The sequence below is a fragment of the Aurantiacibacter odishensis genome (assembly GCF_003605195.1).
Taxonomy (GTDB): Bacteria; Pseudomonadota; Alphaproteobacteria; order Sphingomonadales; family Sphingomonadaceae; genus Alteraurantiacibacter; species Alteraurantiacibacter odishensis.
In genome coordinates this window covers 101,375-126,741 of the sequence record NZ_QYOS01000018.1, presented here as the reverse complement: position 1 = coordinate 126,741, position 25,367 = coordinate 101,375, and the positions used below count along the sequence as shown (strand labels likewise).

Annotated in this window: 25 protein-coding genes and 1 tRNA gene; 7 read left to right on the top strand and 19 right to left on the bottom strand. The window is 61.5% G+C overall.

What is annotated here, in order from left to right:
* The 13 genes from D4Q51_RS02085 to D4Q51_RS02025 all read right to left on the bottom strand — a co-directional run.
* A partial coding sequence (locus tag D4Q51_RS02085; RefSeq protein ID WP_120076090.1) for an alcohol dehydrogenase catalytic domain-containing protein occupies window positions 1-815 on the bottom strand: 815 nt, incomplete at its 3' end.
* A 122-nt stretch (window positions 816-937) separates the two neighbouring features.
* Window positions 938-2,128 carry a cytochrome P450 gene (locus tag D4Q51_RS02080; RefSeq protein WP_120076089.1) on the bottom strand — a complete coding sequence of 397 codons (1,191 nt, stop codon included), beginning with the start codon at window positions 2,126-2,128 and terminating at the stop codon, window positions 938-940.
* Between the two features lie 200 nt (window positions 2,129-2,328).
* A complete protein-coding gene (locus D4Q51_RS02075) occupies window positions 2,329-3,219 on the bottom strand; it encodes a LysR family transcriptional regulator (protein ID WP_120076088.1) in 891 nt (296 codons plus the stop codon).
* 129 nt (window positions 3,220-3,348) lie between these two features.
* Entirely contained in the window at window positions 3,349-3,924 is a 576-nt protein-coding gene (locus tag D4Q51_RS02070) for a cytochrome b (RefSeq protein ID WP_120076087.1), read from the bottom strand.
* A gap of 15 nt (window positions 3,925-3,939) precedes the next feature.
* Window positions 3,940-4,410, bottom strand: coding sequence for a hypothetical protein (locus D4Q51_RS02065; protein ID WP_120076086.1), 471 nt, complete (start codon window positions 4,408-4,410; stop codon window positions 3,940-3,942).
* Between the two features lie 32 nt (window positions 4,411-4,442).
* A complete protein-coding gene (locus D4Q51_RS02060; protein ID WP_120076085.1) occupies window positions 4,443-5,453 on the bottom strand; it encodes an MBL fold metallo-hydrolase in 1,011 nt (336 codons plus the stop codon).
* 11 nt (window positions 5,454-5,464) lie between these two features.
* Window positions 5,465-6,457 carry an MBL fold metallo-hydrolase gene (locus D4Q51_RS02055; RefSeq protein ID WP_120076084.1) on the bottom strand — a complete coding sequence of 331 codons (993 nt, stop codon included), beginning with the start codon at window positions 6,455-6,457 and terminating at the stop codon, window positions 5,465-5,467.
* Window positions 6,457-8,766, bottom strand: a complete 2,310-nt coding sequence (locus tag D4Q51_RS02050) for a TonB-dependent receptor (RefSeq protein ID WP_240624520.1) — start codon at window positions 8,764-8,766, stop codon at window positions 6,457-6,459. Before D4Q51_RS02050 ends, D4Q51_RS02055 begins: the two co-directional genes overlap by 1 nt.
* 84 nt (window positions 8,767-8,850) lie before the next feature.
* Window positions 8,851-9,675 (bottom strand): fumarylacetoacetate hydrolase family protein, encoded by an 825-nt coding sequence (locus tag D4Q51_RS02045; RefSeq protein WP_120076083.1) that lies wholly within the window; start codon window positions 9,673-9,675, stop codon window positions 8,851-8,853.
* Window positions 9,675-10,580, bottom strand: coding sequence for a VOC family protein (locus D4Q51_RS02040; protein WP_120076082.1), 906 nt, complete (start codon window positions 10,578-10,580; stop codon window positions 9,675-9,677). The genes D4Q51_RS02045 and D4Q51_RS02040 overlap by 1 nt, the downstream gene beginning before the upstream one ends.
* On the bottom strand, window positions 10,577-11,002 hold the full coding sequence (locus D4Q51_RS02035; protein WP_120076081.1) for a GlcG/HbpS family heme-binding protein: 426 nt from the start codon (window positions 11,000-11,002) through the stop codon (window positions 10,577-10,579). The genes D4Q51_RS02040 and D4Q51_RS02035 overlap by 4 nt, the downstream gene beginning before the upstream one ends.
* On the bottom strand, window positions 11,002-12,531 hold the full coding sequence (locus D4Q51_RS02030) for a bifunctional 3-(3-hydroxy-phenyl)propionate/3-hydroxycinnamic acid hydroxylase (protein WP_120076080.1): 1,530 nt from the start codon (window positions 12,529-12,531) through the stop codon (window positions 11,002-11,004). Before D4Q51_RS02030 ends, D4Q51_RS02035 begins: the two co-directional genes overlap by 1 nt.
* Window positions 12,532-12,536: 5 nt before the next feature.
* Window positions 12,537-13,769 (bottom strand): amidohydrolase family protein, encoded by a 1,233-nt coding sequence (locus tag D4Q51_RS02025; RefSeq protein WP_120076079.1) that lies wholly within the window; start codon window positions 13,767-13,769, stop codon window positions 12,537-12,539.
* A gap of 200 nt (window positions 13,770-13,969) precedes the next feature.
* Between D4Q51_RS02025 and D4Q51_RS02020 the strand changes: the two genes are divergently transcribed.
* From D4Q51_RS02020 to D4Q51_RS15835, 4 genes are all read left to right on the top strand, one after another.
* Window positions 13,970-15,202 (top strand): aromatic ring-hydroxylating oxygenase subunit alpha, encoded by a 1,233-nt coding sequence (locus D4Q51_RS02020; RefSeq protein ID WP_162925100.1) that lies wholly within the window; start codon window positions 13,970-13,972, stop codon window positions 15,200-15,202.
* A gap of 1 nt (window position 15,203) precedes the next feature.
* Window positions 15,204-16,094 (top strand): alpha/beta hydrolase, encoded by an 891-nt coding sequence (locus D4Q51_RS02015; protein WP_240624519.1) that lies wholly within the window; start codon window positions 15,204-15,206, stop codon window positions 16,092-16,094.
* A gap of 11 nt (window positions 16,095-16,105) precedes the next feature.
* The gene (locus D4Q51_RS02010; RefSeq protein WP_120076077.1) at window positions 16,106-16,732 is read left to right on the top strand and encodes a glutathione S-transferase family protein; all 627 of its coding nucleotides are present in this window, start codon (window positions 16,106-16,108) and stop codon (window positions 16,730-16,732) included.
* A 164-nt stretch (window positions 16,733-16,896) separates the two neighbouring features.
* Window positions 16,897-17,676 (top strand): helix-turn-helix transcriptional regulator, encoded by a 780-nt coding sequence (locus D4Q51_RS15835; RefSeq protein ID WP_205689425.1) that lies wholly within the window; start codon window positions 16,897-16,899, stop codon window positions 17,674-17,676.
* Here D4Q51_RS15835 and D4Q51_RS02000 read toward each other — a convergent pair.
* Both D4Q51_RS02000 and D4Q51_RS01995 read right to left on the bottom strand, forming a co-directional pair.
* Complete coding sequence (locus D4Q51_RS02000) at window positions 17,673-18,986, bottom strand: tyrosine-type recombinase/integrase (protein WP_120076076.1); 1,314 nt, start codon at window positions 18,984-18,986, stop codon at window positions 17,673-17,675. The genes D4Q51_RS15835 and D4Q51_RS02000 overlap by 4 nt on opposite strands.
* A 158-nt stretch (window positions 18,987-19,144) precedes the next feature.
* Window positions 19,145-19,234, bottom strand: a tRNA-Ser gene (locus tag D4Q51_RS01995).
* 164 nt (window positions 19,235-19,398) lie between these two features.
* Between D4Q51_RS01995 and hspQ the strand changes: the two genes are divergently transcribed.
* On the top strand, window positions 19,399-19,779 hold the full coding sequence (gene hspQ / locus D4Q51_RS01990; protein WP_120076075.1) for a heat shock protein HspQ: 381 nt from the start codon (window positions 19,399-19,401) through the stop codon (window positions 19,777-19,779).
* 4 nt (window positions 19,780-19,783) lie between these two features.
* Here hspQ and D4Q51_RS01985 read toward each other — a convergent pair whose 3' ends face one another.
* Window positions 19,784-20,674 carry an ABC transporter permease gene (locus D4Q51_RS01985; protein ID WP_120076074.1) on the bottom strand — a complete coding sequence of 297 codons (891 nt, stop codon included), beginning with the start codon at window positions 20,672-20,674 and terminating at the stop codon, window positions 19,784-19,786.
* An 87-nt stretch (window positions 20,675-20,761) separates the two neighbouring features.
* On the opposite strand from D4Q51_RS01985, the gene D4Q51_RS01980 reads away from it, so the two are divergent.
* Window positions 20,762-21,448 (top strand): GcrA family cell cycle regulator, encoded by a 687-nt coding sequence (locus D4Q51_RS01980; RefSeq protein WP_120076073.1) that lies wholly within the window; start codon window positions 20,762-20,764, stop codon window positions 21,446-21,448.
* A 98-nt stretch (window positions 21,449-21,546) separates the two neighbouring features.
* Here the strand turns inward: D4Q51_RS01980 and D4Q51_RS01975 are convergent, their stop codons facing one another.
* The 3 genes from D4Q51_RS01975 to D4Q51_RS01965 all read right to left on the bottom strand — a co-directional run bounded on the left by D4Q51_RS01975 (window position 21,547) and on the right by D4Q51_RS01965 (window position 24,739).
* A complete protein-coding gene (locus tag D4Q51_RS01975) occupies window positions 21,547-22,164 on the bottom strand; it encodes a class I SAM-dependent methyltransferase (RefSeq protein WP_240624518.1) in 618 nt (205 codons plus the stop codon).
* A gap of 218 nt (window positions 22,165-22,382) precedes the next feature.
* Entirely contained in the window at window positions 22,383-23,738 is a 1,356-nt protein-coding gene (locus D4Q51_RS01970) for an MFS transporter (RefSeq protein ID WP_120076072.1), read from the bottom strand.
* Window positions 23,739-23,740: 2 nt separating this feature from the next.
* On the bottom strand, window positions 23,741-24,739 hold the full coding sequence (locus D4Q51_RS01965; protein WP_162925099.1) for an SDR family oxidoreductase: 999 nt from the start codon (window positions 24,737-24,739) through the stop codon (window positions 23,741-23,743).
* Window positions 24,740-24,848: 109 nt separating this feature from the next.
* Between D4Q51_RS01965 and D4Q51_RS01960 the strand changes: the two genes are divergently transcribed.
* The gene (locus D4Q51_RS01960) at window positions 24,849-25,367 is read left to right on the top strand and encodes a DUF1993 family protein (RefSeq protein WP_162925098.1); all 519 of its coding nucleotides are present in this window, start codon (window positions 24,849-24,851) and stop codon (window positions 25,365-25,367) included.

Sequence of the window (25,367 nt, the reverse complement as noted above, 5' to 3'; positions counted from 1 at the left end):
CGCATCACTTCGGTGTTGCCGGTGGCATCGAAGGTGTAGTCCGCGCCGCCGTCGGTCATCTCGACGATCTTGGCGACGATGTCCTCGCGGCTCATGCCCTTCGTATTGAGGAAGTCGGTCATGCCGAACTTGCGGCCCCATTCCTCGCGGTCGGGGTTGATGTCGACGCCGATGATCTGGTTCGCCCCGGCAAGGCGCGCGCCCTGGATCACGTTGAGGCCGATCCCGCCGAGGCCGAAGACCACCACGTTATCGCCCACCTGCACCTTGGCGGTGTTGGTGACAGCGCCAACGCCCGTGGTCACGCCGCAGCCGATGTAGCAGCTGGTCTGGAACGGTGCGTCCTCGCGGATCTTCGCAACCGCGATTTCCGGCAGCACGGTGAAGTTCGAAAAGGTGGAGCAGCCCATGTAGTGGTAGATCGGCTTGCCTTGGTAGGAGAAGCGCGTGGTGCCATCGGGCATCAGGCCCTTGCCCTGGGTTGCGCGGATCGCGGTGCACAGGTTGGTCTTGCCCGAAAGGCATGACTTACACTGGCGGCATTCCGGCGTGTAGAGCGGGATCACGTGATCGTCCGGCTTCACGCTGGTAACGCCGGGGCCGACCTCGCGCACGATACCTGCGCCTTCATGGCCCAGCACCGAGGGGAAGATGCCCTCGCTGTCATGCCCGTCCAGCGTGTAGGCATCGGTGTGGCAGATGCCGGTCGCCATGATCTCGACCAGCACCTCGCCTTCCTTCGGGCCTTCGAGGTCAAGCTCGACGATCTCGAGCGGCTTCTTGGCTTCGAAAGCTACGGCGGCACGGGTTTTCATTCTCAATTACTTCCTTGATCAGATTTTTCGCGAGTGACTTCGTGGATACAATCAGCGTCGCATCCGACTGTGGTCAGGGGAAATTTGCCCAGCTTGGGGTCGGCACTACATTCGATTGGATCTCAGGCAGGCGTGACTTCGACCGGCAGGCTTTCGATGGCGTGCAGGGTATTGTTGAGGCGACGAAGCGGAGGGCCGGCGAGGCGGATCGCCGCCGCGCGCTCGGCAAGTGCGGTGGCGATCAGTTCTCCTTCGAGCCGGGCGACCATCTGCCCGAGGCACTGATGGATACCGAACCCGAATCCGACGTGGCCGCTGGCGTTGCGGTCAAGGTCGAAGCGTTCGGGATTTTCCCATCGCGCCGGATCGCGGTTTGCCGCGGCAAGAAACAGCAGGACCTTGGCCCCTTCCGGTATCACCGTGCCGGCCACTTCCACCTCGCGCGTGGTTGTGCGGAAGAACGTCTGCACGGTCGAGTCCCAGCGCAGGCTTTCCTCGAATGCCTTTACCGCCAGGCGCGGATTGGCGCGCAGCTTGGCGTACTCATCGGGATGCTCGGCCAGCGCCAGGACCAGGTGAGAGATGCCGTTGACGGTGGTGTCCACGCCAGCGCTCAGGAATGAGCGCACCAGACGCTCGGCCTCGTCATGCGAACACACGCCGCGGTCCGCTGCTTCGTAGACCTGCATGCCCCAACCGCCCGGCTTGAGGTACTCACGCTTGCACGCCTGCGCGACCCAATCGATAGCTCCTTCCTTGCCGCGATTGCACTCCTCGAACACCGCATTCCTCGGTCCGAAGGCGTTGAAGACGATAGCGGCGTAGTCGAGCAGAAGCTCGCGTCCTTCGTCCATCAGACCGATGGTGTCGGGGAACACCATCATAGGGAATACCTCGCCAAGGTCGGAAACAGCATCGAAGCGCCGCCGTCCGACAAGCTCATCGATCAGGCTTTCGGCCTTCTCCTTCCAAAGAGGGCGAAATTGCTTGAGTGCCTTGAGCGAGACGATCCCGTTCATCATCGACCGGGTCCGGTTGTGCAAGGGCGGATCGACCTCGAGCAGCAGCGAACGGGGGCGAAATGGCTCCTCCTTCGCGAAATCGGCCAGGCCCACACCCCGCGCGGAACAGTAGGTCTCATGGTCGCGAAGCGCCCGCCGGACATCCTCGTAATGCGCCATGCCGTATGCGCCGATGGAATCGAGCCAGACGACCCGCCCGGCGTCCCTGATGGCGCCGTGATGTGCATAGGGATCGGCCAGAAAGGCTTCGTCGAACGGGTCCAGATCGAGGCGAGCGAGCGTCATTGTCATGCCGGCGCATCCCGAAGGCCGCGTAAAGTGCCGCCTATCCACATTTTCACCTCCCAGAATATCCAGCCGTTCGCGCTGTCTTGATCGCAAGATCGAGCGGAACTGGGAGAAGATCAAATAATATATATTTGGGCTTGTATCCGATTTGGTTATGCCGAGAGGATCGAATTGCGAGCCGCTGATTGCAGCTGTAACCGACGCTAAGAAACGTCGAGGCAGTCAAGAAGCGAGCGGACGGTGGGATCGCTCTTGCTGTCTTTCATCGTCCTGATGCCGATCTTGCGCTGGAAGGGCGCTCCCGTGATCTGGACTGCCCGTAACGATCCGGCATCGATTTCTGCCGAGGCTACGCCGTGCGGGAGGATTGTGACGTAATCCGTAGTACGAACGATCGCTAGGGTCGCCAGAAGCGAATCGCAACGGACGACTTCGGATGGCATTGGAGCATCAGCGGCAATGAAGAGAGCGCGGATCTGACGCCTGAATGCGCCGGCTGCCTCTGGCATGACCCATTGCAGATCTGTCGTATCGCGCAGTTCGATGTTGGCTGGCAGGCGATCGTTCTTCCGGCCAACGATCAGACTGAAGACGTCGCTTGTCAGCGTATGCTCTTCCAGGTCCTCTGCAAGGGCTTCGATGCCGGTCGTGACCATGGCGGCGTCCAGTTCGCCCTTGCGAAGCATGTCCGTCAGTTGCGCATCGGTCTGTTCTACGACGTGCATGGAAAACTTGAGGCCGCGCTCGCGCATGGCGGAAACGAGCCTGGGGACCAGGCTGGCCAGTGCGCCGGGCGTTCCGCCAATGCGGAAGGGACCGGCGACGGCCTTGTCCGCCATGGCGACTTCTTCCTCGGCAGACTTCAGCAAGGACTCGAGGGCTTCGGCACGGCGCTTAAGAGCAATGCCGGCGGGACTGAGGATGACGCCCGCCCTCGTGCGTTCGAACAGGGTCGTTGAAAGGGCGGCCTCGAGTTGCGAGATCGTCACCGAAATCGCTGGCTGCGATATGTTGAGAGCCTGCGCGGCACCTGTGATGGATCCGGCCCGGCACACGGCCAGGTAGGTTCGCAATGCGCGCGGATCGATGGGCATCAGGCTCCCCCCTCTTCCCGAGCTTTCGACGTTCGTCATGATACTCGCGGGGGGAGACAAGTCATGTTTTGAGCCCGATCCGTCAACCGCTTTCGTCGCCGGATCGTATGCGCCCGGACGAAGATCGCCTCATTTCCCTGATCGCGGGCTCATGCGTGCCATGATTGCGTCGCGCGCGATGTACTGGTGGTAGAGCGCGCCTGCGACATGGAGCGCAATCAGGCCATAGGCGAGCCATGCGAGCAATTCGTGTGAGCCGCCCACCGCTTCCCAGAAATCGGCGGCCGCGCCCTGCGCGCCGTCGACGAAAGGCAGCCGCGGCCATTCGAAAAGGCCGTAGAAGATGATCTGCGCATAGGGCGGGGCCCCGGACATCATGACCCATCCGGTAAGCGGCATCCCGATCATGATGACGTAGAAACCGACGTGCACGGCCTTAGCCACGAGTTTCTGCAACTGCGGCAAGCCAGCGGGATAGGGAGGAACGGGATGAAGCCACCGCCACCCGAGCCGGAACAGGCTGAGGATGAGGATCAGCATGCCGGTTGACTTGTGCCAGTCCATCAGCGCCCGGCCTTGCTCCTCCGGCAGGCTATCGGAAATCCAGTAAAGGGCGATATTCAGGATAAGAAGAAGCGCGATCGCCCAGTGAAGCACGATAGCGACGGTGGAATACCGGGTGACGGACTGATCGTGCATCGGCATGTCGAATTCCTCTAATCAACTGGAATGGGCGAGGCTGTTCCGACTGAGGCGCTTCACCAGATTGCGGCGGGTGACGAAGCTTCCGAGAACCGCCCCGTAAACAATCTTGGCAACCAGCGCGGGAGCGAAGGCGAGCTCATCGGCAGGCAGGAGCCAGAGAACAGCCCCGACGATCAACCCGATTGCAAGAGCGAACAGCGCGCTCGCAAAGGCCCAGCCGAACGCCGAGCGAATTTCGGGAGGAGGGGAGCGGGTATCGATTTTCCCGGCCAGCACGGCCTTGCGCAGCAGCAGCGTGGGGACGAGGCATGCCATCAGTCCGACGAAGAAGCTCTGCGGCAGGAAATCGAAGGCGTAATTGCCCGGCCCTTCCACCGGAACCGGTCCCTCGAAACCGAAAAGCCCGAAGAAGAACGCAGCGCTGATGACGGCACCTATGATGGCGCTGACGACAGTCTCTTTGCGGATGTAATTCCCGGCTTGCATGCCAACTTCCTTTCAGGCTGGAGCCAGAACAATCAGAACTGATCCATGTCGTTGGCGACCTGGACCGGGCCATCGTAGTGAACCTTGATCTCCGCCACGTATCGGGCGAGTCCTGTCGCCGACGAATTCGCGCCGCCTGCGAAGTGCGTGACCACCACCTGACCGACACCGGCAGCCTGAGCCATCCTGCCGATATCATCCGTCGTGACGTGATGTGTGCTGAGATGCTGACGCATCTGTTCGACGACGGGCGAAGGCATGTTCTGCGCGTTGGCCCTGATGCGCCTCATCGTGTGTTCAAGGTCGATAACTTCGGTCACGAGCATGTCGGCGCCTCGTGCGAGTTCCGTCACGGCCTCGCTCGGTCCGGTGTCGCCGGTATAGACGATCGACCTATCGGCCAGATCGAAACGGAACGACAGCGAACGGTAATACTCCTCTTCAGGCGTGCCCGCCTCGAAGCTGTAGTGCGTGTTGTTAGCGACCCTGACTGTATCCGATCCAAGGTTCACCACATCGCCGTCGTCCAGCTCCCTTACCGTGATCGAAGCTGCGGGATCGATGGATTGCTCTCCAGGAACACCAAAGCCCGAGCGGGCGCTGGGCTGCATCGCCGCAAGCAGGCCGTCCACGATTTCCTGCGTCCCCGGAGGACCGTAGATGGTCAGCGGAGTTTCGGTGCGGGTCTGGAGCCGCAGGCCAAGCACACCGAACAGCCCGCCGATATGGTCGAAATGGATGTGACTGATCCAGATGCTGCGCAGGTCAGCATATTGCACCCCGGCACGGATCATGGATGTCGCTGCGCCATCGCCGACGTCGACGAGGTGAGCATCATTGCCCACCAGCAAGAGATTGGCTGGCTCGTTCCGATTGGCAACCGGCTGCGGGCCGCCGACGGTGCCGAGCGTGACCCAGGCACTGGGTGCCTCCGTCGCGGCGGACGGCGTTACCATGTCATCGGTCTGTTCGGTAGCCAACGCGGCAGGTGCTGCGCACAGGAAGGCAGCAGCGAGCAACGCGTGAAGCGGTCGAAAATGCATGACGATTGTCCTTAGTCCAGGGGGAAGGTCATCAGGTCTTCGCCTGCAATGACACGACCCGAAAAGTGGCGCTTGATCTCGGCGATGTCGTCTTCGCCAACCACGCCGATATGAGAGAGGATCAGCGTCTCCACGCCAGCGGCGGCTGCCAGGCGGCCCGCCTCGGTCGGTGAAAGATGCTCCCGATCCATGTGCGGAATGACGAAGTCGGGGACGCTGTTCCGATCGGCGTAGGATGCCATTTCCGCGACGAGAATATCGGCGCCTCGCGCGAAGTCTGCCAGTTCATCGAACGGCCCAGTGTCTCCGGTGAAAACGATGCGCTGATCGGCCATTTCGAAGGCAAAGGCCAAGGAACTGTTCGACCGCCCTACATCCGTTTCCGCCGCAAAGCGGTAATGGTGATTCTCGAGCGCGGTGACGATCACTCTGTCGTCGCGGTAAATCTCGCCCGGCGCGATTTCTTGCGATTTGACGTGATCTTCAACTGTGGCCGTGATGCGGTTCTCAACGATACGGATTTCCGCACTGAGATCCATCATCGCTTCTACCGCATCTTCGAGTTCCCCGGTGCGTTCGGGCCCGATCAACGTCACGCCGCTGCCGCCGAGAGTGAAGGAGAACGATGCCAGTGCGGGCAGCCCCACATAGTGATCGTCATGCATGTGGGTGAGGAAAACGAGCGGTACCTGCTCGCTCGAAATACCCACCTTGGACAACTGCTCGACAACGCCCTGTCCGGCGTCGATCAGGTAATTGTGCCCGTCAAGGCGCAGCAGGGTTGCACTGCCTGCACGGTCGGGCCGTGAAATCGGCCCGCCTCCAGTACCCAACAATGTCAGACTGTTGGCGGCAGGCAGAGTGCCGCCTGCAAGCCTCGCGATCGTATTGTCATCGACGTTGCCATTGGCCGGGGCTTCCTGCGCAACCGAAGCGCATGCTCCGGTTGCGAGAATTGCCGACATTGCAACTGCGAGAAGTGATGTCGATTTCATTTTCATCATCAGAACCGCTTGGTTGCACGAAGACCGTAAGTACGGGGCGGTCGCAGCGCGCCGTACTTGATATTCAGGATCGGTCGCGTGCCAGACGATGCCAGAATTTCCTCGTCCTCGATATTGTTGATGAACGCCGTCAGCGACCAGCCATCATCGATGCTTTCCAGCGTGAGGAAGGCATCGCTCTTCATGCTACTGTCCTGAAGGGATTCTTCGGAGAAGTCGACATCGAGGTACCGGCTGGATTCGATCGTGGTCTGGGCACCTGCAATCAGTTCCAGGCCAGAGCCAAGTTCAAAGGTATGCTCATAGCCCAGATTGAAGGTCCAGCGCGGAGAACTGAGTGCGGGATTGCCGGCACATTGCGTTGGGAACAGGAAACCGCCGGGTCGGGCCTGTGTCTCCAGAATCTGACAGCTGGTGGGCGGAAGTACGGGTGTCGGACCAAACAGGGCGACTTCGAAATCTTTGTACTCGCTTTCCAGCCACTGGACATTGAACGAGAACAGATCGAATGGCGACAACTGGAAAAGCCCGTCCAGTTCGATACCATACATCTCTGCCTGGCCGGCATTTCGTGTGAGGCCCGTGTTTACCAGTTCGCCAGTCGTGTCATCAACCACCGCGCCGACGAATGATATCTGCTGGTCCTTGTAATCCCAGTAGAAGGCTTCAACGTTCAGCTGCAGCCGGTCGTTGAGGAAGCGGTTCTTTATCCCCACAGTGTAAGCCGTGAGCTCTTCCGGTTCGAATGTGTTGTCCGGCGGAGCGGCCACGAAGAAACCGCCCGATTTGATGCCAGTCGCTACATTACCGTAGAGAAGCGAGTCCATGCCGACGTCGAATTCGAAACCCGCTTTCCAGGTCAACTTCTCGAAGCCTTGTTCGCCGGTAAATTGCCGGGTCAGCGGCGGGTTATAGGGATCGGGCAAACTCGGATCGCCGCGACCAAGCGAAGTCACCTGGGTCTTGTCTTCGTCGGTCCAGCGGAGACCGCCAATGAGACGGAAGGTGTCGCTCAAGGCGAAGGATGCCTGACCGAACAATGCGAAGCTTTCCGTTTCCAATTCCGGCGTGAACAGCGTTGTTGCGAGGGTCCCTTGCGAGAAACGATTGATCGCGCTTTGCTCTTCCTTGAAGTAGTATGCGCCGACGACGTATTCGAACGGTCCATCGCTGTTCGACGACAGCCGTGTTTCGAGCGATATTTGCTCGGAGTCGTCCGTCACATCGAGCAGGAATCCCGGCACGTAGCTGACATAGTCTGATGAAGCCTGACGCCACGCGGGAATGACATTGAGTGTGGCGAAGCCGAGGTCAGCTTCGAAATTGGCGCTTATGCCGTAGTTCTCGCTATCCAGCGAAGGTTCTCCCAGGTCGCCGGCCACCATGACGCAGCCGCTGGTCACGAATCCGCCAAAGCCGCCGCAGTAAGGGGGGGCAAAGCTGCCCGCCGCTACAGATATCGGAACTGCACGAGCCCGTGGATCCGTTGCACCGACACGATCCTCGAGCGGAGGTGCATCGTAAGCTCCGCTAGCGGAGGGAATGATCACGCTGCCGGTGCCCTTTCCGCCCTGATGAGAGTAGTCACCCACGATCGTGACGGAGAAAAGATCGGATGGTTCGAACAGAACGGAAAGACGTCCGGCCTGCACGCTCTCGTCGCTTGTTCCGTCGGAGAGGTAGCCGTCACGCTCGCTGATCTGGCCCGCTGCACGAATGGCGAGAGTATCGCCGAGCGGAACGTTGATCGCGCCGGAAACCAGCACGTGATCGTAATTGCCGTATGACGCCGTGAAGCTGCCGCCGACTGCACCCAGCTCAGGCCGCTTCGGGATGACGTTCACCGCGCCGCCGGTGGCGTTCCGGCCGTAAAGCGTGCCCTGCGGCCCTTTGAGGACTTCCACGCGCTCCAGATCGAAGAACGTGCCACCCACCGAAGTCGGACGGGCGAGATAGACATCGTTGAAGTTGAAGGCGACCGCGTTCTCCGCGAAGGAGTTGCCCGAACGGGTACCCACACCGCGCACGAACAATGAGAGGCCCGAGCCGCCTGCCGGTTGTACCTGCAGGGCTGGAACAGCGGAGGAAAGGTCCTCGGTCGCCACAATCCCGCGATTGAGCAGCGCATCGCCATCGATGGCGTTCACCGGCACGGACACGTCCTGCAGGCTTTCTTCGCGGCGGTTGGCCGTCACGGTGATCGTGCTGAGGCCAACGCCGGCGTTCTCTTGCTCGGTGATGCCGTCGACCTGTTCGAAATCATCCCCATCACCGCTGTCCTGCGCATGGGCAGGGGCCGCAAGGATCATGGCGAAAGCAGAACTCGCCAGCAACGAGGCTCCAAATTTCAGTTTCATTATCATCTCCCGTAGTCTTGTTATTATTGGTTTTTGTTATTCGTCGGTTACCGGGTTCACCAGTTCACCGATCGGTTCGGCTGTGACGGTCACCCGGTCACCATCTTTCATGTAGATTGGCGGATTGCGCTTATCGCCCACGCCGCCCGGCGTGCCGGTGACGATCACGTCGCCCGGTGCCAGCGGGGTGAAGGCGCTGCAGTATTCGATCAGGAAGGGAATATCCCAGATCAGGTCGCTGATCGGCTGGTCCTGCAGCAATTCGCCGTTGAGGCGGGTCTGCACCCGCACCGAGGCGATGTCGGTCACCTCGTCAGGGGTGACGAGGGCAGGCCCGAAACCACCCGTGCCGGGAAAGTTCTTGCCGGGCGTGAACTGGATGTTGTGACGCTGCCAGTCACGCACGGATGCATCGTTGAAGAGCGAGTATCCGGCGACATGGTCCATCGCGTTGTCGCGCGCGATCTTGTGGCCGCCCTTGCCGATGACGACAGCGATCTCGCCTTCGTAATCGAATCGCTCGCTGACCTGCGGGCGGACGAGCGGCTGTCCATGCGCCACCAGCGTATCTGCCCAGCGCGTGAAGACCGCCGGATATTCCTTCTGCTCGCGCCCCGTTTCCTTCACGTGGGTCGCGTAGTTCAGGCCAATGCAGAGGATTTTCGCAGGATCGGGAATGACCGGCAGCAACGTTACGCTTTCGAGGTCGCGCTCCTCTCCTTCGCCCGTGAACGGTCCCTCGCTACCGAGCGCCTCGCGCAGCGAACCACCCGCCGATCCGCCCAGATCGACGACGGTGGAGCCTTCAAGCCTGCCATAGCTGGCAGTGCCATCGGGACGCAGGAAACTGACAAGACGCATTACGAATTCTCCATGAGGTGTTCGAGGGAGGCAGGCCCCCAGTCGCGCCGGAAGCGGAACTTTTCCTCGGCAGCGCGCAGGCCGTCGAAATCCTTTTCCGACAGGCCCCAGTGATCGATGCGGCCTTCCGGCCAAGTCCAGTCTTCGGGCGCACCGGTCTTGTAGTCTTCGGGGACTTTCTCGACGGCGGTGGAGAATTCCACGACAGGGCCGAAGGGCGCAATGAAGTAGGAAAAGATGTTCGCGCCGGGGCCGTGTCGTCCCGGCCCCCACGCGGGCGCCATGCCATGATCGCGCAGGCGACCGGTGCCGCGCATCACGGCATCGAAATCTTCCATCTCAAAGGCGATGTGATTGAGCGAGGGGAAGCCAGCACGGGCAAAGGCGGTGCTGTGGTGGGAATCGTTGCAGCGCACGAAGACCATGCCCTTCGTCCGGTCCGATACCTTGAAGCCCAAAAGCCTCTCGACTGCATCGCCGCAAGCTTCGGCATCAGTTGCGTTCAGCACGACATGCGTCAACTGCACCGGTAGGTCCGCGTCTTCCAGCGGCTCCACATCGTCGGTGTCTGCGAGGAAACGGAAGATCGAGCCTTCCGGCAGTTCGACCAGCAGGCCTTCGCCGCCTCCAAGATCGTCGGACACGACAGGGCGCGCGGCCAGATCTTCCTTCTCCACCGCTTCGGCGATCTGGCTAAGCCGTGCCTTGGAGCAAATGAAGGTCACGCTGCGCACGAAGGGCTCGTCCGCCGCCTCCAGCGCCACCAGATATGCTAAGGGGCCCGAACCGCGCAGGTAGTGGCGGCCATCCTTCTCGCCGGCCTCCGCCATGCCCCAGATATCGGTCAGGAATGCCGATGCCTCGGCGGGATTTTCGACACCGAGTTCGATGCTGCGAAGTTTCATTGTGATGCTCCATTGCCGCGTTCTGCCGCAGCGATCCCTGCGCGCGCGCAGTCTTCGTCGGTTTCGCCCGTGTCCCCGCTGATGCCGACCGCGCCCAGCAAGGTGCCTTCTTCGTCCTTCACCAGCACACCACCGGGAGAGAAGGCGACCTGCCCACCGACCGCAGCGCTGACGCTCTGGAAGAATACCGGATTGCCCTTGGCCCGTTCGGCCAGCACGCGGGTATCCGCACCCATGCCGAGCGCGCCCATCGCCTTGGCCTGCGCGATTGTGTGCCGGAACAGGCTGCAACCGTCCTCGCGTGCAGCGATCACGGGATTGCCCCCTGCGTCCAGCACGACCACTGCCAGTGGCTTCGCGCCCTTTTCGCGGCCAGCCGCCATCGCGCTATCGAGAATTTCACGAGCCAGCGAGAGTTTCATCACGCGGCCTCCTGGCTCTTGAGGTCGCCAAGCCCCAGCGCCGCGTTGCGAGTGTCGAGAAGCGCGTGCGCCGATCCGCGGGCAGTGCCGAAGACATAGTGGTCGGGGCGAACGAGCACAGCGTCGACGCCGCGCTCGTCGAGCCAGGCCAGTACGTTTGCTGCTTCGTCCTGCTCCGCCAGATTGATAGTCGTGATGTCGTTGGCAGCCACCGCGCTATCGGCATCGCGCGCAAACAGCCGCCAGCCGCCGCCTGTCTGGTCGTCCAGCAACTTGCCGTTGATCTTCGGTTGGATAAACCTTTCGCCTGCCGCCTCGGTGCCGGTCAGGACGATGCCTTCCCCGATCGCCGGGATCAGATCGCCTGCGGTCTCGGAAGTTCCGAACTCGGCCCGCTCGCGCATTTTCGTATCGCGTTCGGCGGCCGCCTGCGGATCGAGGACGCAGATGTAACGCCCGACATTGACCGCGGCGCCAATGACCGCGCGGACATGCGGATCGCGCTCCAGCTGATAGGTGTCGAGTATGGCGGGGTTCGCGCCCTCGTTGACGACCTGTGCCATCTTCCAGGCCAGGTTCGATACATCCCGGAAGCCGTGACACATGCCCTGGCCGAAGAACGGCGGGGTCTGGTGCGCGGCGTCGCCAGCGAGGAACACGTTACCCTGCTGCCACTTCTCGGCGATCAGGCCGTGGAAACGGTAGGTCGCGGCGCGTACGATCTTGTGCGGTACGCCGGAGAGATACGGCTCCAGAAGCCGCGCGACGGCATCGGGTTGCATCATTTCCTCGTCGTCTTCACCAGGCAGCAGCATGAATTCCCAGCGGCGGTGGTTTCCGCGTCCCGGCACGACCGTAGCGGGACGGACCGGATCGCACATCATCACCGAAAGCCGCTGGAGGTCCGCCTCTTCGGGAACGCCGGTCAGGTCGGGAAACTTCACGTCGCCCTCGGCTTCGACATCGACCACGAGCCAGGGCTCCTCGAAATCGAGATCGTCGAGAGCAATGCCCAAGTGCTTGCGTACCGGCGAACGCGATCCGTCGCTGCCTACGGCCCAGCGCGCCTGTGCCTGATGGTTCTTGCCATCCTTGGTGTAAGTGACGGTCACGAAGTCGCCGGTCTGCGTGAGGCCCTGGAATTCGGCCCCTGTCAGCAGCGTGACTTTCGCATTCTTGGCGAAGCCATCGCGCAGGTGTTGCTCCAGTTCAGGCTGATAGAAGAAGTAATCGTTGGCCCAGCCGAAGGGGCGCGGCTTGCCTACTGTGCCCATGTAGCGGATCACGCCGTGATCGGCGCCCACGTGCAGGTGGCCATCGGTTTCGCGCAGATCGGGCAGGATCGCATCGATCACGCCAGCCGACTGGAAGAGCCGCAGCATCTCATGGTCGATGTGCACGGCGCGGGGCAGCGGATGCAGATCCTCCTCCTTCTCCAGGACGAGGACGGAGAGGCCGTCGCGGGCGAGAAGGTTGGCCATGAGGCCGCCGACCGGCCCGCAGCCGATCACGATTACGTCATAGGTCATGAACTTTACGCCGTTACGAGTTCGGAAGGGGCCTTGTGCAGGTCACCGTCGAGCATGATCATCGCGAGGTTGTTCGCGTCGAGCAGAACCGCCGGGTTCTGCGTGGGGTCGCCATCGACCAGCAGCAGGTCGGCAAGGTAGCCTTCCTTCACCTGCCCGGTTTCCAGTCCCATCAGTTCGCCACCGTTCATCGTCGCAGCCTTCAGGGCCTCGGTCGGCGTGAACCCGAAATACTCCACGTAGTGCAGGATATCGCGGGCATTGGTGCCGTGCGGATTGAACGGGAAACCGTAATCGCCGCCGATGCAGATGCGCACGCCCGCTTCCTTGAGCTTGGGGACCAGAGTCTTCTCGGCTTCCATGCGTGCAGCCGCACTCGCCTTCATGTGCGTCATATCTACGTGGGGCGGAGGGTTCGCCTCCAGCGCGGCGACCGACACTCCGGTGCCTGGCGAATAGAAAATGCTGTCCTTGTGCTTCGCCATGTAATCGACGGTTTCGTCGTCTGCGAAGGAGCAGTGGTAGAGCGCCCGCGCTCCGGCATCGATCGCCATGCGGATCGCCTTGGGCGAATAGGTGTGCGCCGCGATCCATAGCCCAGCGTCTTTCGCTGCTTCACCCGCGGCCTGGATTTCCTCTTCGGTGTAGAGAATGTCCATCGCCGTATCCGGCTTAAGAGCATCTTCGCCTGAAACGACGAGCTTGATGGATTCGACACCCGTGTCCTTGCAGTGCTGCACGAACTCGCGCATCGCATCGGGGCCCCGGCCGTGGAACACGCCGCCGGTATCGACGCCTTCCTCACCCTCAGGGCTGCGCTCGATGGTGGACGGGATCAGCCTCGGCCCCACGGTCTTGCCGCTATCGATCTCGTCATGCAGCGCAGGCTCCAGGCCGTCGGTGAGGGCGCCCGCCGAGTAGAGGCTGGTGAAGCCATGATCGAGCAGGACGCGGGCATTGCGGCGTGCCGCTACGTTATATTCGTCTTCCGACAGGATGAACTGGTGATAGATCTTCTCGATCGAGGAACCCCAGGTGAGGTGCGTATGGGCATCGACGAGGCCGGGCATCAGCGTCTTGCCTTCGCCGTCGATCACCTGATCGGCGTCGGGAAGATCGGCGTCGTCATCGGCACGCAAGACTTTCGCAATGCGATTACCGGAAACGAGAACTGCGCCATCATAGCTGGGCGCGCCTGTTCCGTCGAAAATCCGAACGTTCTTAATCAGGGTATTCATCTTATCCACTCCCGCCGAAGGCTGAACTCCTCCGATCACTTGTCTTGGTTCGAATGTCCAAGAACCGGCGGATAATGTAAAATACCGATTACTTTGGTTTCCATAAAACTATCTTATGCATGTCCCAGCCGCAGAGCGTTTCGACAATTCGTAGATGTGTTCGCCCGGCATTGCGAGTTTCGCTTGGTCCACGCAGCTAGGTGTATAATCAGAATTTATGGCTTGATCGAGAACTAGAATTAGACGGAAACCTCTCTCGTCTGGCATTCACCCGGAAAAATGGCGCGTCTCTCATTTATCGGGAAGGCGCGCGAAAGGCGGAAGAGGACTGGAAAGACATGGGCAAATCGCGTCAATCGGCGGGCAACAGCCTGTTCCTGCGCAATGCGTGGTACGCGGGCGGATTCGCGGAAGAGCTGGACACTCAGCCTATGTTCTCCCGCAAGATTCTAGGCGAGTCCGTGCTGTTCTACCGGGACAGGAATGGAACACCGGCAGCCATCGGGAACCTGTGCCCGCATCGCTTCGCACCTCTCGACCGTGGGACCGTCGTGGATGGGCAGGTTCGTTGCGGCTACCACGGCTTGGGTTTCGATCGCACCGGCAAATGCGTCCACAACCCGCATGGGAAGACGGCCGGCCTGGCGGTGGCTGCTTATCCCCTGGCCGTCCGTCACGGCATCCTGTGGCTGTGGATGGGGGACGCCGGAAAAGTCGACTACGACCTGCTGCCCCGTTTTCCCAGCCTCGAGGAAGACCGCTTTCATGTCCGTCGCGGCTATCTGCACGGCGAGGCGAATTACCAGCTGATGTCGGACAACATCCTCGATCTCAGCCATATCGAATTCCTGCATCCGGCACTGGGCACGGACGCGGTGAGCCGGGCGAAAGTGGAAACGACGCACGACGAACGGACGGTTACGACCACCAGGCGAATGCTCGACGAGGTCCTCCCGCCTACCTTGGCCAAGGTCTACAAGTCCGGCGAAGAGCGCGTGAACAGGACGATGGAAGTGGTCTGGAGCGCGCCGTCCAACATGCTTCTCGCCATCACCGTCGAGCCAGTGGACGAGGCGCAGAACTGGACGACAGGCGCCCAGTCCCTGCACCTGTTCACGCCCGAAACCGACACGAGCGCCCATTACTTCTATCTCGCCAGTCTCGACCGCGAAGTGCAGGATGCCCACACCGCAGACGCCTTTGCGGCAGCGCTGAAACGCGCTTTCATCGAAGAAGACAAGGCGATGATCGATGCCCAGGCGAAGGCGATCGGTCATGCAGAGATCATGGACCTGAAACCCGCGCTGCTGCCGATCGACAAGGCCGCAGTGCTGGCAAGGCGCAAGCTTCAGAAGCTGATCGCCGATGAAGTGGCCGGAGTTGCAGCGAATTCATCGCAGAGTGTCAGCACGATGGCAGAAGGAACAGTATAGAATGTCGATTCAGAAGGTTGCGCAGGCGCTCGCCCGGCAGGGAACGGAGATCAGCCCGGAATCGATCGAGCTCGTTCATGGCCTCTACGAAGATGAGCAGCTTGCACTGGCCCAGCGGGTGGCTGTGAGCGAAGCGGATGTCCCCTATGGTCCGCATGAGCGGCACCGGCTCGATATCTATCGTCCCGAGGGTGGCGGGGCATCGCTGCCGGTCCTGGTCTTCGTCCATGGCGGAGGCTTCCTGCGCGGAGACAAGGGCGGTGAGGGTTCTGCATGGCCGAACGCGAATGTCGGTCGCATGGCAGCATCGCGCGGCATGATCGGTGTGGTCATCAACTACAGGCTCGCGCCCGACAACGTCTGGCCTTCCGGATCAGAGGATCTGGCAATGGCTGTCGACTGGGTGCGCGAAAATATCGGCAAGCATGGCGGAGACCCTGACAGGATCGTGGTTACCGGTACTTCCGCTGGGGCTGCGCACGTAGCCGGGTACCTGAAGCACCGGCCAGATCACGCAGGCGAGGTGCGTGGCGCGGTGTTCCTTTCCGGAGTCTACGGCGTCACGCCGATGGATGACCGGCGCGACCGGAGCTATTACGGCGATGACGAAACCCGCCATGCCGAGATGGCGCCGCTCGATGCCGTCGTCGCGACGGACCTCCCGCTACTGGTGTGCTGCGCGCAATTCGATCCACCGCGATTCCAGACGGAATTCCTCGGCGTTCTGAGCAGGCGGCTCGAACAGCATGGACAGTTGCCTCGGACCTACGTCGGTTCGGGCCACAACCATTTCTCGATGGCATACCACCTCGGTTCGTCAGACAGGCGTCTTGCCGACGAGATCGAATCGTTTGTCCGCGAAGTAACCGACAACGCCGTTTCCGGCCAATAGCGCGCTTTGCCATGAAGCCGCTTCTCTATTTCTCTCCCCGCAGTTGCTCCCGGGTTCCGCTCACAGCCCTTGAGGAAATCGGCCAGCCGTTCGAAACGAGGCTGGTCGCTCTGTCGAAGGGCGAACACCGCAAGCCAGATTTTCTGGCCATAACCCCGTCGGGCAAGGTGCCAGCGCTCATGACGGACGATGGCCTGATCACGCAGAACGGCGCGATCCTCTTCTACCTGGCCGAAACCTATCCCGAAGCGCGATTGCTGCCTATCCGGAGCACTGCCGCTGGCAGGGCTCACCTCCTCTCGATGATGCTCCGCTGCTCGAGCGACCTGCACCCGCTGGTGACCCGATTTGCAAAGCCGGAACTGATTTCGGGCGAGGCAGCGAACGCCTCTCAAATCAGGCAGCAGGCCGACGAGATGTTGCGGATGCAGTTGCGCCAGATCGACGAACTCTTGCAAAAGCAGGAATGGTATCTGGAGGAAGGCTGGTCGATCCTGGACGCGTATGTCGCATGGATCTGGTTCCGGATCACAGACGCGGGCTTCGATCCCGGCGGCTTTACTGCGCTCAGCGCGCATTTCACCAAATCATCGCAACGGCCAAGCAGCCTCGCCGCTCTCGCACGCGAACAGACCTAGGATTCTCCACTGCATCTTTAGAAGAAGCCGCGTGGCGGCCATCGACGTTCAGAGTGACGAATGGCAGGTTGCAGGCAATCGCGGGGGAGGGGCTAATGTCCGAGATGAGGGCGCAAAACGGCCATTTCGTTGCTCTTGGGACAAAGCCTGCTATCCGCTCCGCGATGACCACTACGATCTTTCCTTGGTCTCCCTACGAGGGGCGCACGTCTATGGTGTCCGGTGGAAAACGGACGCTTACATCAGCGTTTGCCGACCTCGTCGTTTTTCGTCAGGGCTTCCAGTCCCACGAGTTGCCTGAAATCTTCGCCGCCCCTGAGGATGACGGTGAGAACGACGCCGCGCGCGATCTCGTCCGGCTCGAGGCCGAGCTCCTGTCGCGCGTGCTTGCGAACGGCCGTCTTGCCAGTTTTGCACGCCCGCTGGGCGGCGGAGAGGTAACCGCTATCGCACCTGAGTTGTGGGAGCTCGATGATACCTTGCCGCGCTTCGCAACTGGTGCGTTGAATATGGACCATTGGGCTAACGAGAGGGCCGAGCCGACGCATCGTATCTTCGTCGATGGCCAGCAGTTCGATAGCTGGCTCGCAAGCCTCAAACCGCTCGGACCACTGTCCAATCGCCAGATAGAAGAAATCGTCGACCCGCAGTTGCGCGCGGCAAGGTCTGTTGCGAGGCGGAGCGTTGATCGCGAGATCGGCATTGTTGACGGGGAGGTAGAGGGCCATGCGCATGTGGCATCCACTCCGCCCGGTGTCGGTCCCGAATTGCTCACCGTAGAGGAAGTCAGCACGCTAATTAATCGTAGCCGATCTTCAATCTACGATTACGAGAGAAAGGGGCAGTTCCCCGAGCGCGTGAAGATTGGAGCGAGTTCACGCTGGCTGAAGACCGAAGTTCATGCCTGGATCGCCGAACAGGCAGCAAAGCGCGGCGAAAGCTAGCGTCGCTTGCGTCCGGGACTATCGACAATCTCCTCTGGCGGTATCGCTCCTTCCATGATCATGTCTGCCCAGCGTTGAGCGAGTTCGCGGCGGCGAGCCATGTAGGCAGCGCGGTTGTACCGAAGTTCGCTTGCAGACATTCCCTTAGGGGTATGCGCGAGCATCAGGTCAATGATCATGCGATCGGCCAAGAGCCGGACATCGTTACCGAGTTCCCGCTCCGCCTGTTCGTTCATGATGGTCGAGAAGCTGGAACGCCAGCCATGCGGGACGTGCCGTCCCTTGTAGCCCTCGCGGTTGTAGAGATAGCCGATGGCATTCTCGCTGATTGGCTTGAGGCCCGAACGCGCGCCGGGAAAGACAAACGGCGATCGCCCCGTAAGCCAGCGCACAGCGCGGAGAGCTTCGACAGCCTGCCGCGATAGCGGAATAGGATGGCTGAAGGCTTCATCGCTGCGCAAGTGAAGCTCCTGCTTGATCTTCTCCGCAGGGACCGTCCACAAGGCATCGCTGCTATCAGCCTGAGGACTAGCCCAGTCTATACCGATAATGTCGTCCCATTCCATGAAGCGCACCATACCGGGGCGTTGCGCGGTGAGTGCAAGTACCCGCGCTGCCAAACGATTCACCGGCGAAGCCCCTGCCCGATCGATATCTCCCATCAATTCAAGTATCGCCTCAACCGACAGCAAGGCCGGATAGCGCTTCGCCGGTGGCAGTGGCTTCAGCGCATCGTTGATCTCGGTAGCGGGGTTTTCGAGCTTAGCACCCTCGGCATTGGCATAGCGATAGACCGCAGCGACGCGCTGCTTGAGACGCCTAGCCGTCTCGATGGCACCACGGTTCTCGACCTTGCGCAGAACAGCCAGAAGCAGCGGCTTGTCGATATCGGCCAAGCGCATAGATCCGAGATCAGGAAAGATGTCACGTTCGAGGCTGGTAATGACATCGTTGGCGTGCACCGGCTTCCAGCGGCCCAATTGAAGCCCATGCCATTCGCGGGCCACCGTCTCGAAGGACTTCGGCGCCCCCTCCTCACCTACGAGTCGTCCGCGCTTCACCGCATGCCGAGGGTCCCGGCCCTCACGCAGTATCTTCTTCGCCTCGTCACGCTTTTCACGGGCCTCGGCGAGAGAAACCTCCGGATAGGTGCCCAAAGTGAGCAAGCGCTCCTTCTTCTCGAAGCGATATTTGTAGCGCCAGCTCTTGTGACCCTTGCCCGATATGTGGAGGTACAGTCCTCGGCTATCGGTGAGCTTGTAGGCCTTGTCCTTCGCCCCCGCCGCGCGCACCGCCTTGTCCGTCAGCATCCGATACCCCCAATCCGAGTTTTCGCTACCCCCAATTTACCCCAACATGCATTTGGCTAGGGGCAGACTGGCGTGGACGGGATTGGAGTCGCAAATGGCGCAATTGTAAAGGTTTTTGCGCATTTCTGGAGATGTCTGGATGGCCCTGAAAAGGCCGGTGGCGGAGAGGGAGGGATTCGAACCCTCGGAACCCGTAAGGGCTCAACAGTTTTCGAGACTGCCCCGTTCGACCACTCCGGCACCTCTCCGCAAGGGGTATCCGCTGTCTGCAAAACTGCAGTCGATAGGGAAGCGCGGCGGTTAGCGGAGTGATCCGTGCTTGCCAAGTCCCTTCCTCACGAAATCTCGCAAAATCGGGGGACTGCCAGGCCCCGACGCTTGTCGAAAGGCGCATCCAACATATATTTGCACTATGGATCGCTCGGAATTCTACTCGTCTCAGGCCGGTCGTCGCATCGATGCTCCCCGCCGGTCGCGTGCCCGCTTTGCCATCGGCGACATCGTGAAACACCGCAAGTTCGACTTTCGCGGTGTGATCTTCGATATCGATCCGGTCTATGCCAATTCGGAAGAATGGTACGAGCAGATTCCCGAAGGCCAGCGGCCCGACCGGGACCAGCCCTTCTATCACCTGCTGGCAGAGAACGAAGACAGCTCATACGTCGCTTACGTCAGCCAGCAGAATCTGCTGGCCGATACCGAGGGTGAGCCTATCGATCACCCGCAGGTGGATCAGTTGTTCGAGCACTTCAGCGCCGGGCGCTATCGCCTGCGCCGCAGCTTGACCCACTGATCCCTTACGACTTGATCTTCCAGCCGCTCTTCAGCACGCGGTAGGTAATCACGCCCAGCACCAGGTTGAGCACGCCGACGCCGATGGCCGCGCCGACCACATGGGCGTTGTCATTCCCGATATCGCTGACACCCAGGAAGCCGTAGCGGAAGCCCGAAATCATGTAGAAGAACGGGTTGGCCTTGCTCACCGCCTGGAAGAAGGGCGAGAGGTTGGAAATCACGTAGAACGTGCCCGACAGCAGGCTCAGCGGCGCGACGATGAAATTGGTGATCGCGGCGTTGTGATCGAACTTCTCCGCCCAGATGCTGGCCAGCAGGCCGAAGATCGCCAGCATGGTGGCGCCCATCAGGCCGAACCATACGACCGCCCAGGGATGCGCCACGGAAAGGTCGACATCCGGGTACAGCAGCATGGCCAGCGCCACCGCGCCGCCGACCATCACCGCGCGCGTGATGGCTGCCATGACGATGCCGATCATCAGTTCGGCCTCCGACAGTGGCGGCATCAGCAGGTCGATGATCGTCCCTTGCAGCTTGCCGGCCAGCAGGCTGAAGCTGGAATTGGCAAAAGCATTTTGCATCATGCCCATCATAATCAGGCCGGGCGCCACGAAAGTGCCGAAGTTCACCCCCAGGATTTCACGCCCGCCGCGCCCCAGCGCGACGGTGAAGATCACAAGGAACAGCAGGGTGGTAACGGCAGGTGCCCACACCGTCTGCGTCTGCACCTTGAGAAAGCGGCGGATTTCCTTAATATAGAGGCTCCACAGCCCGATCCGGTTGATCCCGGTGATCTGCGGCTCTCCCTTCGGCGGGAATTTGCGCCCGGCATTGCTGCCTGATGCGATGAATTCGCCTTGTGCGGAGTTTGTAGCGGGTGCTTGATCGACCATGGGGGCGCGACTATCTCCCTATGGCCGGGCTGGCAAGAACTAGAGATGGCCCTACAGGGGCCGACACGAACGGAATCTGTTTATCCCATGAGTTGGACCGAAGAACGCATCGCCACCCTTACCAAGATGTGGGAGGGCGGCGCGACCGCGAGCGAAATCGCCACCGAACTCGGCGGTGTCTCGCGCAACGCTGTCATCGGCAAGGCGCACCGGCTGGGCCTGAAGGCACGCCCCAGCCCGGTGAAGGCGAACGAGAAGAAGAAGGCCGCCAAGAAGAAGGAAGCCGCGGCGAAGCCCGCTGCCGCCAAGCCAAAGCCGAAGGCACCCGCGCCCAAGAAGGCAAAGGAGCCCGAAGCTCCCAAGGCGGCCGAACCCAGGAGCGAAGAAGCAGCGCCCACCAACGCCAACCAGCCCATGCCCGACAAGCGGGAAGACTTGCCCAAGATCGTTTCCTACGGTCCTGGCGGCTTCCTGCGGCAGGGTCCGGGCGACCAGCAGGCGCCGATTCCCCCTGCCCCGCCCCGTCGCCTCGTGCCGGCCAAGCCCGATCCCTCTATCGCGGACAAGACCAGCCTGCTCGATCTGAATGACCGGGTGTGCCGCTGGCCGATGGGCCATCCGGGCGAACCCGACTTCCATTTCTGCGGCGAGAAGGTGAACCCTGGTTTCCCATATTGCGTGGAGCACTGCGGTCGGGCCTATCAGGCGCAGCTTCCGCGCGGCGTGCGCCGCCCCCCGCCCCCGCTGCCTTTCGGTGGCCCGCGGGTTCGCTGACCGCGCGACAGCGACAGGCCATACTGAGTTGGAAAAGGCCCGCTATCCGAGACCGGATGGCGGGCTTTTTCTTTGTCCCGCAATGCTGGGAATCTGGCCTAACTGGCCTCTACGGGTTCCTTCCAGCCCCAAACAAGCAGACATGGTGGTATGTTGCGCCAGACGAAGCCAGTCTCGATCCGGTCGAAATATTCTTCCGTCAGTTCCTTCGCCGTCGGCCGGAACTGGTAGGTAAGGAATGCGCCGCCGGGCCGGATCACTCGCTGGGTGGCCTTTGCGATGGCCGTTGCGACGTCCTCCGGCAGGCTGGAGAACGGCAGGCCTGACAGCACGTAATCCGCTTTCTCGTGTCCCAGTTGCTGGACATACTTCTCGACATCAGCAGCCGAGCCGAGCACTGCATGAAAGCGTCCGTCGTCGATCGTCTCGTTCAGGTACTCGATAAATCGCGGGTTGGTGTCGATCACCAGCAATTGCCCCCCGGGCGGCAAGCGGTCGAGGATATGGGGACAGAATGTCCCCACGCCCGGTCCGTATTCGACGAACAGCTTGCAGTTCTTCCAGTCGACCCGTTCCAGCATTGCATCGATGGTGACGCGCGAGGACGGGATAACCGAGGCAACCATACCCGGATTTTCGATGTAGCCGCGAAGGAATACGGCGAAGGGGCCCAGCAACCGGCTGATAGGCCCGCGCCTCGTGCCGTTCCTGGTCAAAGCCTGCTCATTTGAACTCACGTGGCTGGCGCCCTTTTCTCTACTTCACGGTCCCACCGGCCCGGTGGATGCCACCCCATGCCAATCATGCGCGGCAATTCCAAGGGCGGCGTTGGATCAAGGCCCGACGGCTCGAACTTCTGCTACTCCCGACAGCATGGCTGTGTTCCCTCGAAATCAGGGGAAAACAGGACTGATCCACAGTCTGAACCGACGTGTCAGCCAGCTTGCCCGAGCGGAGGCACGTGCCGGTCGACGACAAATGCGGCGGCAGCGACTAGCGCCCCCGCAGCAGCAAGCGTACCGAAGAACGGCCAGACGCTTTCGCCTCCGAAATCCAGCAGCGCACCGCCCAGACCCGTGGCGGAAACGGCGCCCACGCGGCTCATGAAGATGCCGAAACCGATACCTCCTGAGCGGCAACTGGGCGGATAGCCATGCGTCATCATCACGTACATGCCTGCGATCGCGGCGCTGAATGCAAAGCCGGAGAGGCCGACAAGCCAGGTCACAGAACTGCGGGTTTCGTCGTCCAGCACGGCGGGAAGCCCCTCGATCGTGGAGCCGATAACCAGCATCCACACCACCATCATCGCGGAAAGCACTGCCATGACGATGCGCGAGCCGAAGCGGCGCATCACGATGCCGACGAGGATGGAGCCGACCATCGAGCTGATCCCTGCCAGCGCTACGGCGTCACCCGCCTGATCCAGAGTAAAATCCTGCGCCGTCAGGAACGTGGTTCCCCAGCTGAGAATGCCGTAGGCGACCAGCGTGGCTGCCGCGAAAGCGATACCGATGCCCAGATTGAGGCGGAAATTGCTTGGATGCAGCACGCCGATCTGCGGGCCGTCGGCAACATCTGTCTCGTGCCGGTCGGGTGCCAGATCAATGTCCTCGTCCAGAACCAGCTTCGCGTTCTTTTCCGCCTGTTCACGCCGTCCGCGCGCCAGCAGGAAGGACGGACTGTCCCGCAGCACGGCCCAGATCGCCACCACCACCAGCAGCGTGCCCATGCCGAAAATCAGGAAAGTGCCTTCCCAGCCGTATGCGCGTTCCAGGTCCGGTCCGATCCAGCCCACGATGGTTCCCCCAATGGGCGTGCCCACCGCCAGCGTGCTGACCACCACCGGGCGCCAGCGATCCGGCAACCATTCACCGGCCATCGCCAGCGCGTTGGCATAGGCCCCGCCAAAGCCGAGCCCTGCGAACATGCGCCAGAAGGCCATGGTCCAGACCCCTTCCGAGGTCGCCGCCGCCATCGTGCCCAGCGAGAATACCAGCGCCGCGATCACCAGCGTCCAGCGCCGCCCAATGGCATCGCCCAGCCAGCCCCCGCCCCAGCCGCCAAGGCCAAAGCCGATCAGCGCCGCCATCATGGCAATGCCGAAGGTGGAGCGGGTGACGTCGAAAGCCTCCATCACCTTGGGCGCAACAACGCCGAGCAATTGCAGGTCGATACCGTCGCACACCAGCACCAGCATACAGACGGTGACAATCGCCCACTGCACGGGTTTGACAGGCTGCGCATTCAACGCATCGCCGAACGTGGTCTTCACTGGGTTGCTCGCCATGGTCAGGTATTTCCTTCCGGGGGCCGGGAGCCGAGATCGAGTGTCATATCGCCATAGTCCGCTTGCGGCACGGGACGATTGCCGGGCGCCATCAGGTTCTTCACCATTGCGCGCCGGGCGTTTTCGAATTTCACGCGGCCGGGGGTCGGCTCGTCATCGGGGAACGCCTCCTCGATCTCGCGGTGCCGCTCCGTCACTTCCTCGAGGAATTCCCTGTTGGTGAAGATGTAGAAACGGTTCTCGCGAATGGCCTCCACCACGGCGCGGCCGGTATCTTCAGGGTCGATCGCTCCGCGCATCGCGTCCCACAGGTCCTTGAGGAACTGCGGCGCGTTTTCCTCGTCCAGTGTCGAATCGTCTTCCGGGGTCGGCACCAGAGCGGTGCGGGTGGCACCGGGAAACAGGCAGGACACGCCGATACCCTTCTCGGCAAGCTGGATACGCAGGGACTCAGAGAAACCGCGCACCGCGTACTTGGCCGTGGAATAGGCGGCGAGGCCCGGCAGCGGGACGACACCTGCCATCGAACTGGTGTTGACCACGTGGCCGCCCTCGCCCTGCGCACGGATGATAGGCACGACGATCTTGGTGCCGTTGACCACGCCGCCGAGGTTGACCGAAAGCGCCTTGTCCCAATCGTCGAAATCGGGGCTGGCTGCCGTACCGCCGCCGTTCACCCCGGCGTTGTTGCACAGCACGTGGATCTTTCCGAAATGCTTCAGCGTCTCGTCAACGGCGGCGCGGAGGTTGCCCCGGTCGGCCACGTTGGCTTTCACGAAATAAACGGCATTGTTGCCTGGCAGCGCGGCCTTTGCCTTGGCGATGTGATCGTCGTTCCAGTCCGCTAGACTGACCTTCATGCCCTCTGCCAGGAAGGCCTTGGCCATGCCGAGACCGATGCCGCTGGCACCGCCGGTGATGAAGGCGACGCGGCCCTCCAGATGTTCCATGAATCGCTCCCTCTCCGCGCTCCACAATGCCAGCAGGCTCGTGAATGTCACGCATAAAGGAATGAGGCCAAAGGTCCGTCCAAACTTGCAGATGGGTGCCACTGGTGGCAGCTATGAAAGCGGGCTGGCGCAGGGATACGCGCCGTATGAGGGAACAGACATGCCGATTTCGCTGTACGATGCCACGGTGCCGACCATGATCCAGATGCTGAATGCAGCGCAGGGCTGGATCGAGAAAGCCAAGGCCAGCGACATATCGGAAGAAACCATCGCCACGGCCTGCCTGCGGGAAGACATGGCCCCGTTCCCCAAGCAGGTGAACTGGATGATCTGCCACTCGCTGGGCGCGATCGAGGCGGTGCGCAAGGGCGAGATGAACCCCGACCTCGAAGACCCGACGACCGAGCTTGAACAGATGCGGCTGAACCTCGGCGCGGCGGAAAACAAGCTGCGCGCGCTCTCCATCGGTGAACTGGAAAGCTTCGTGGGGCAGGAAGTGCATTTCGTCTACAAGCCGCACAACGTCGACATTCCGTTCGCTGGCGAGCATTTCCTGCTCAGCTTCTCGCAGCCGAACTTCTTCTTCCACGCAACGACGGCCTACGCCATCCTGCGCCACGTCGGGGTGGACGTGGGCAAGATGGATTACCTCGGGCAGATCCGCGCCGCTGCGGTCTAG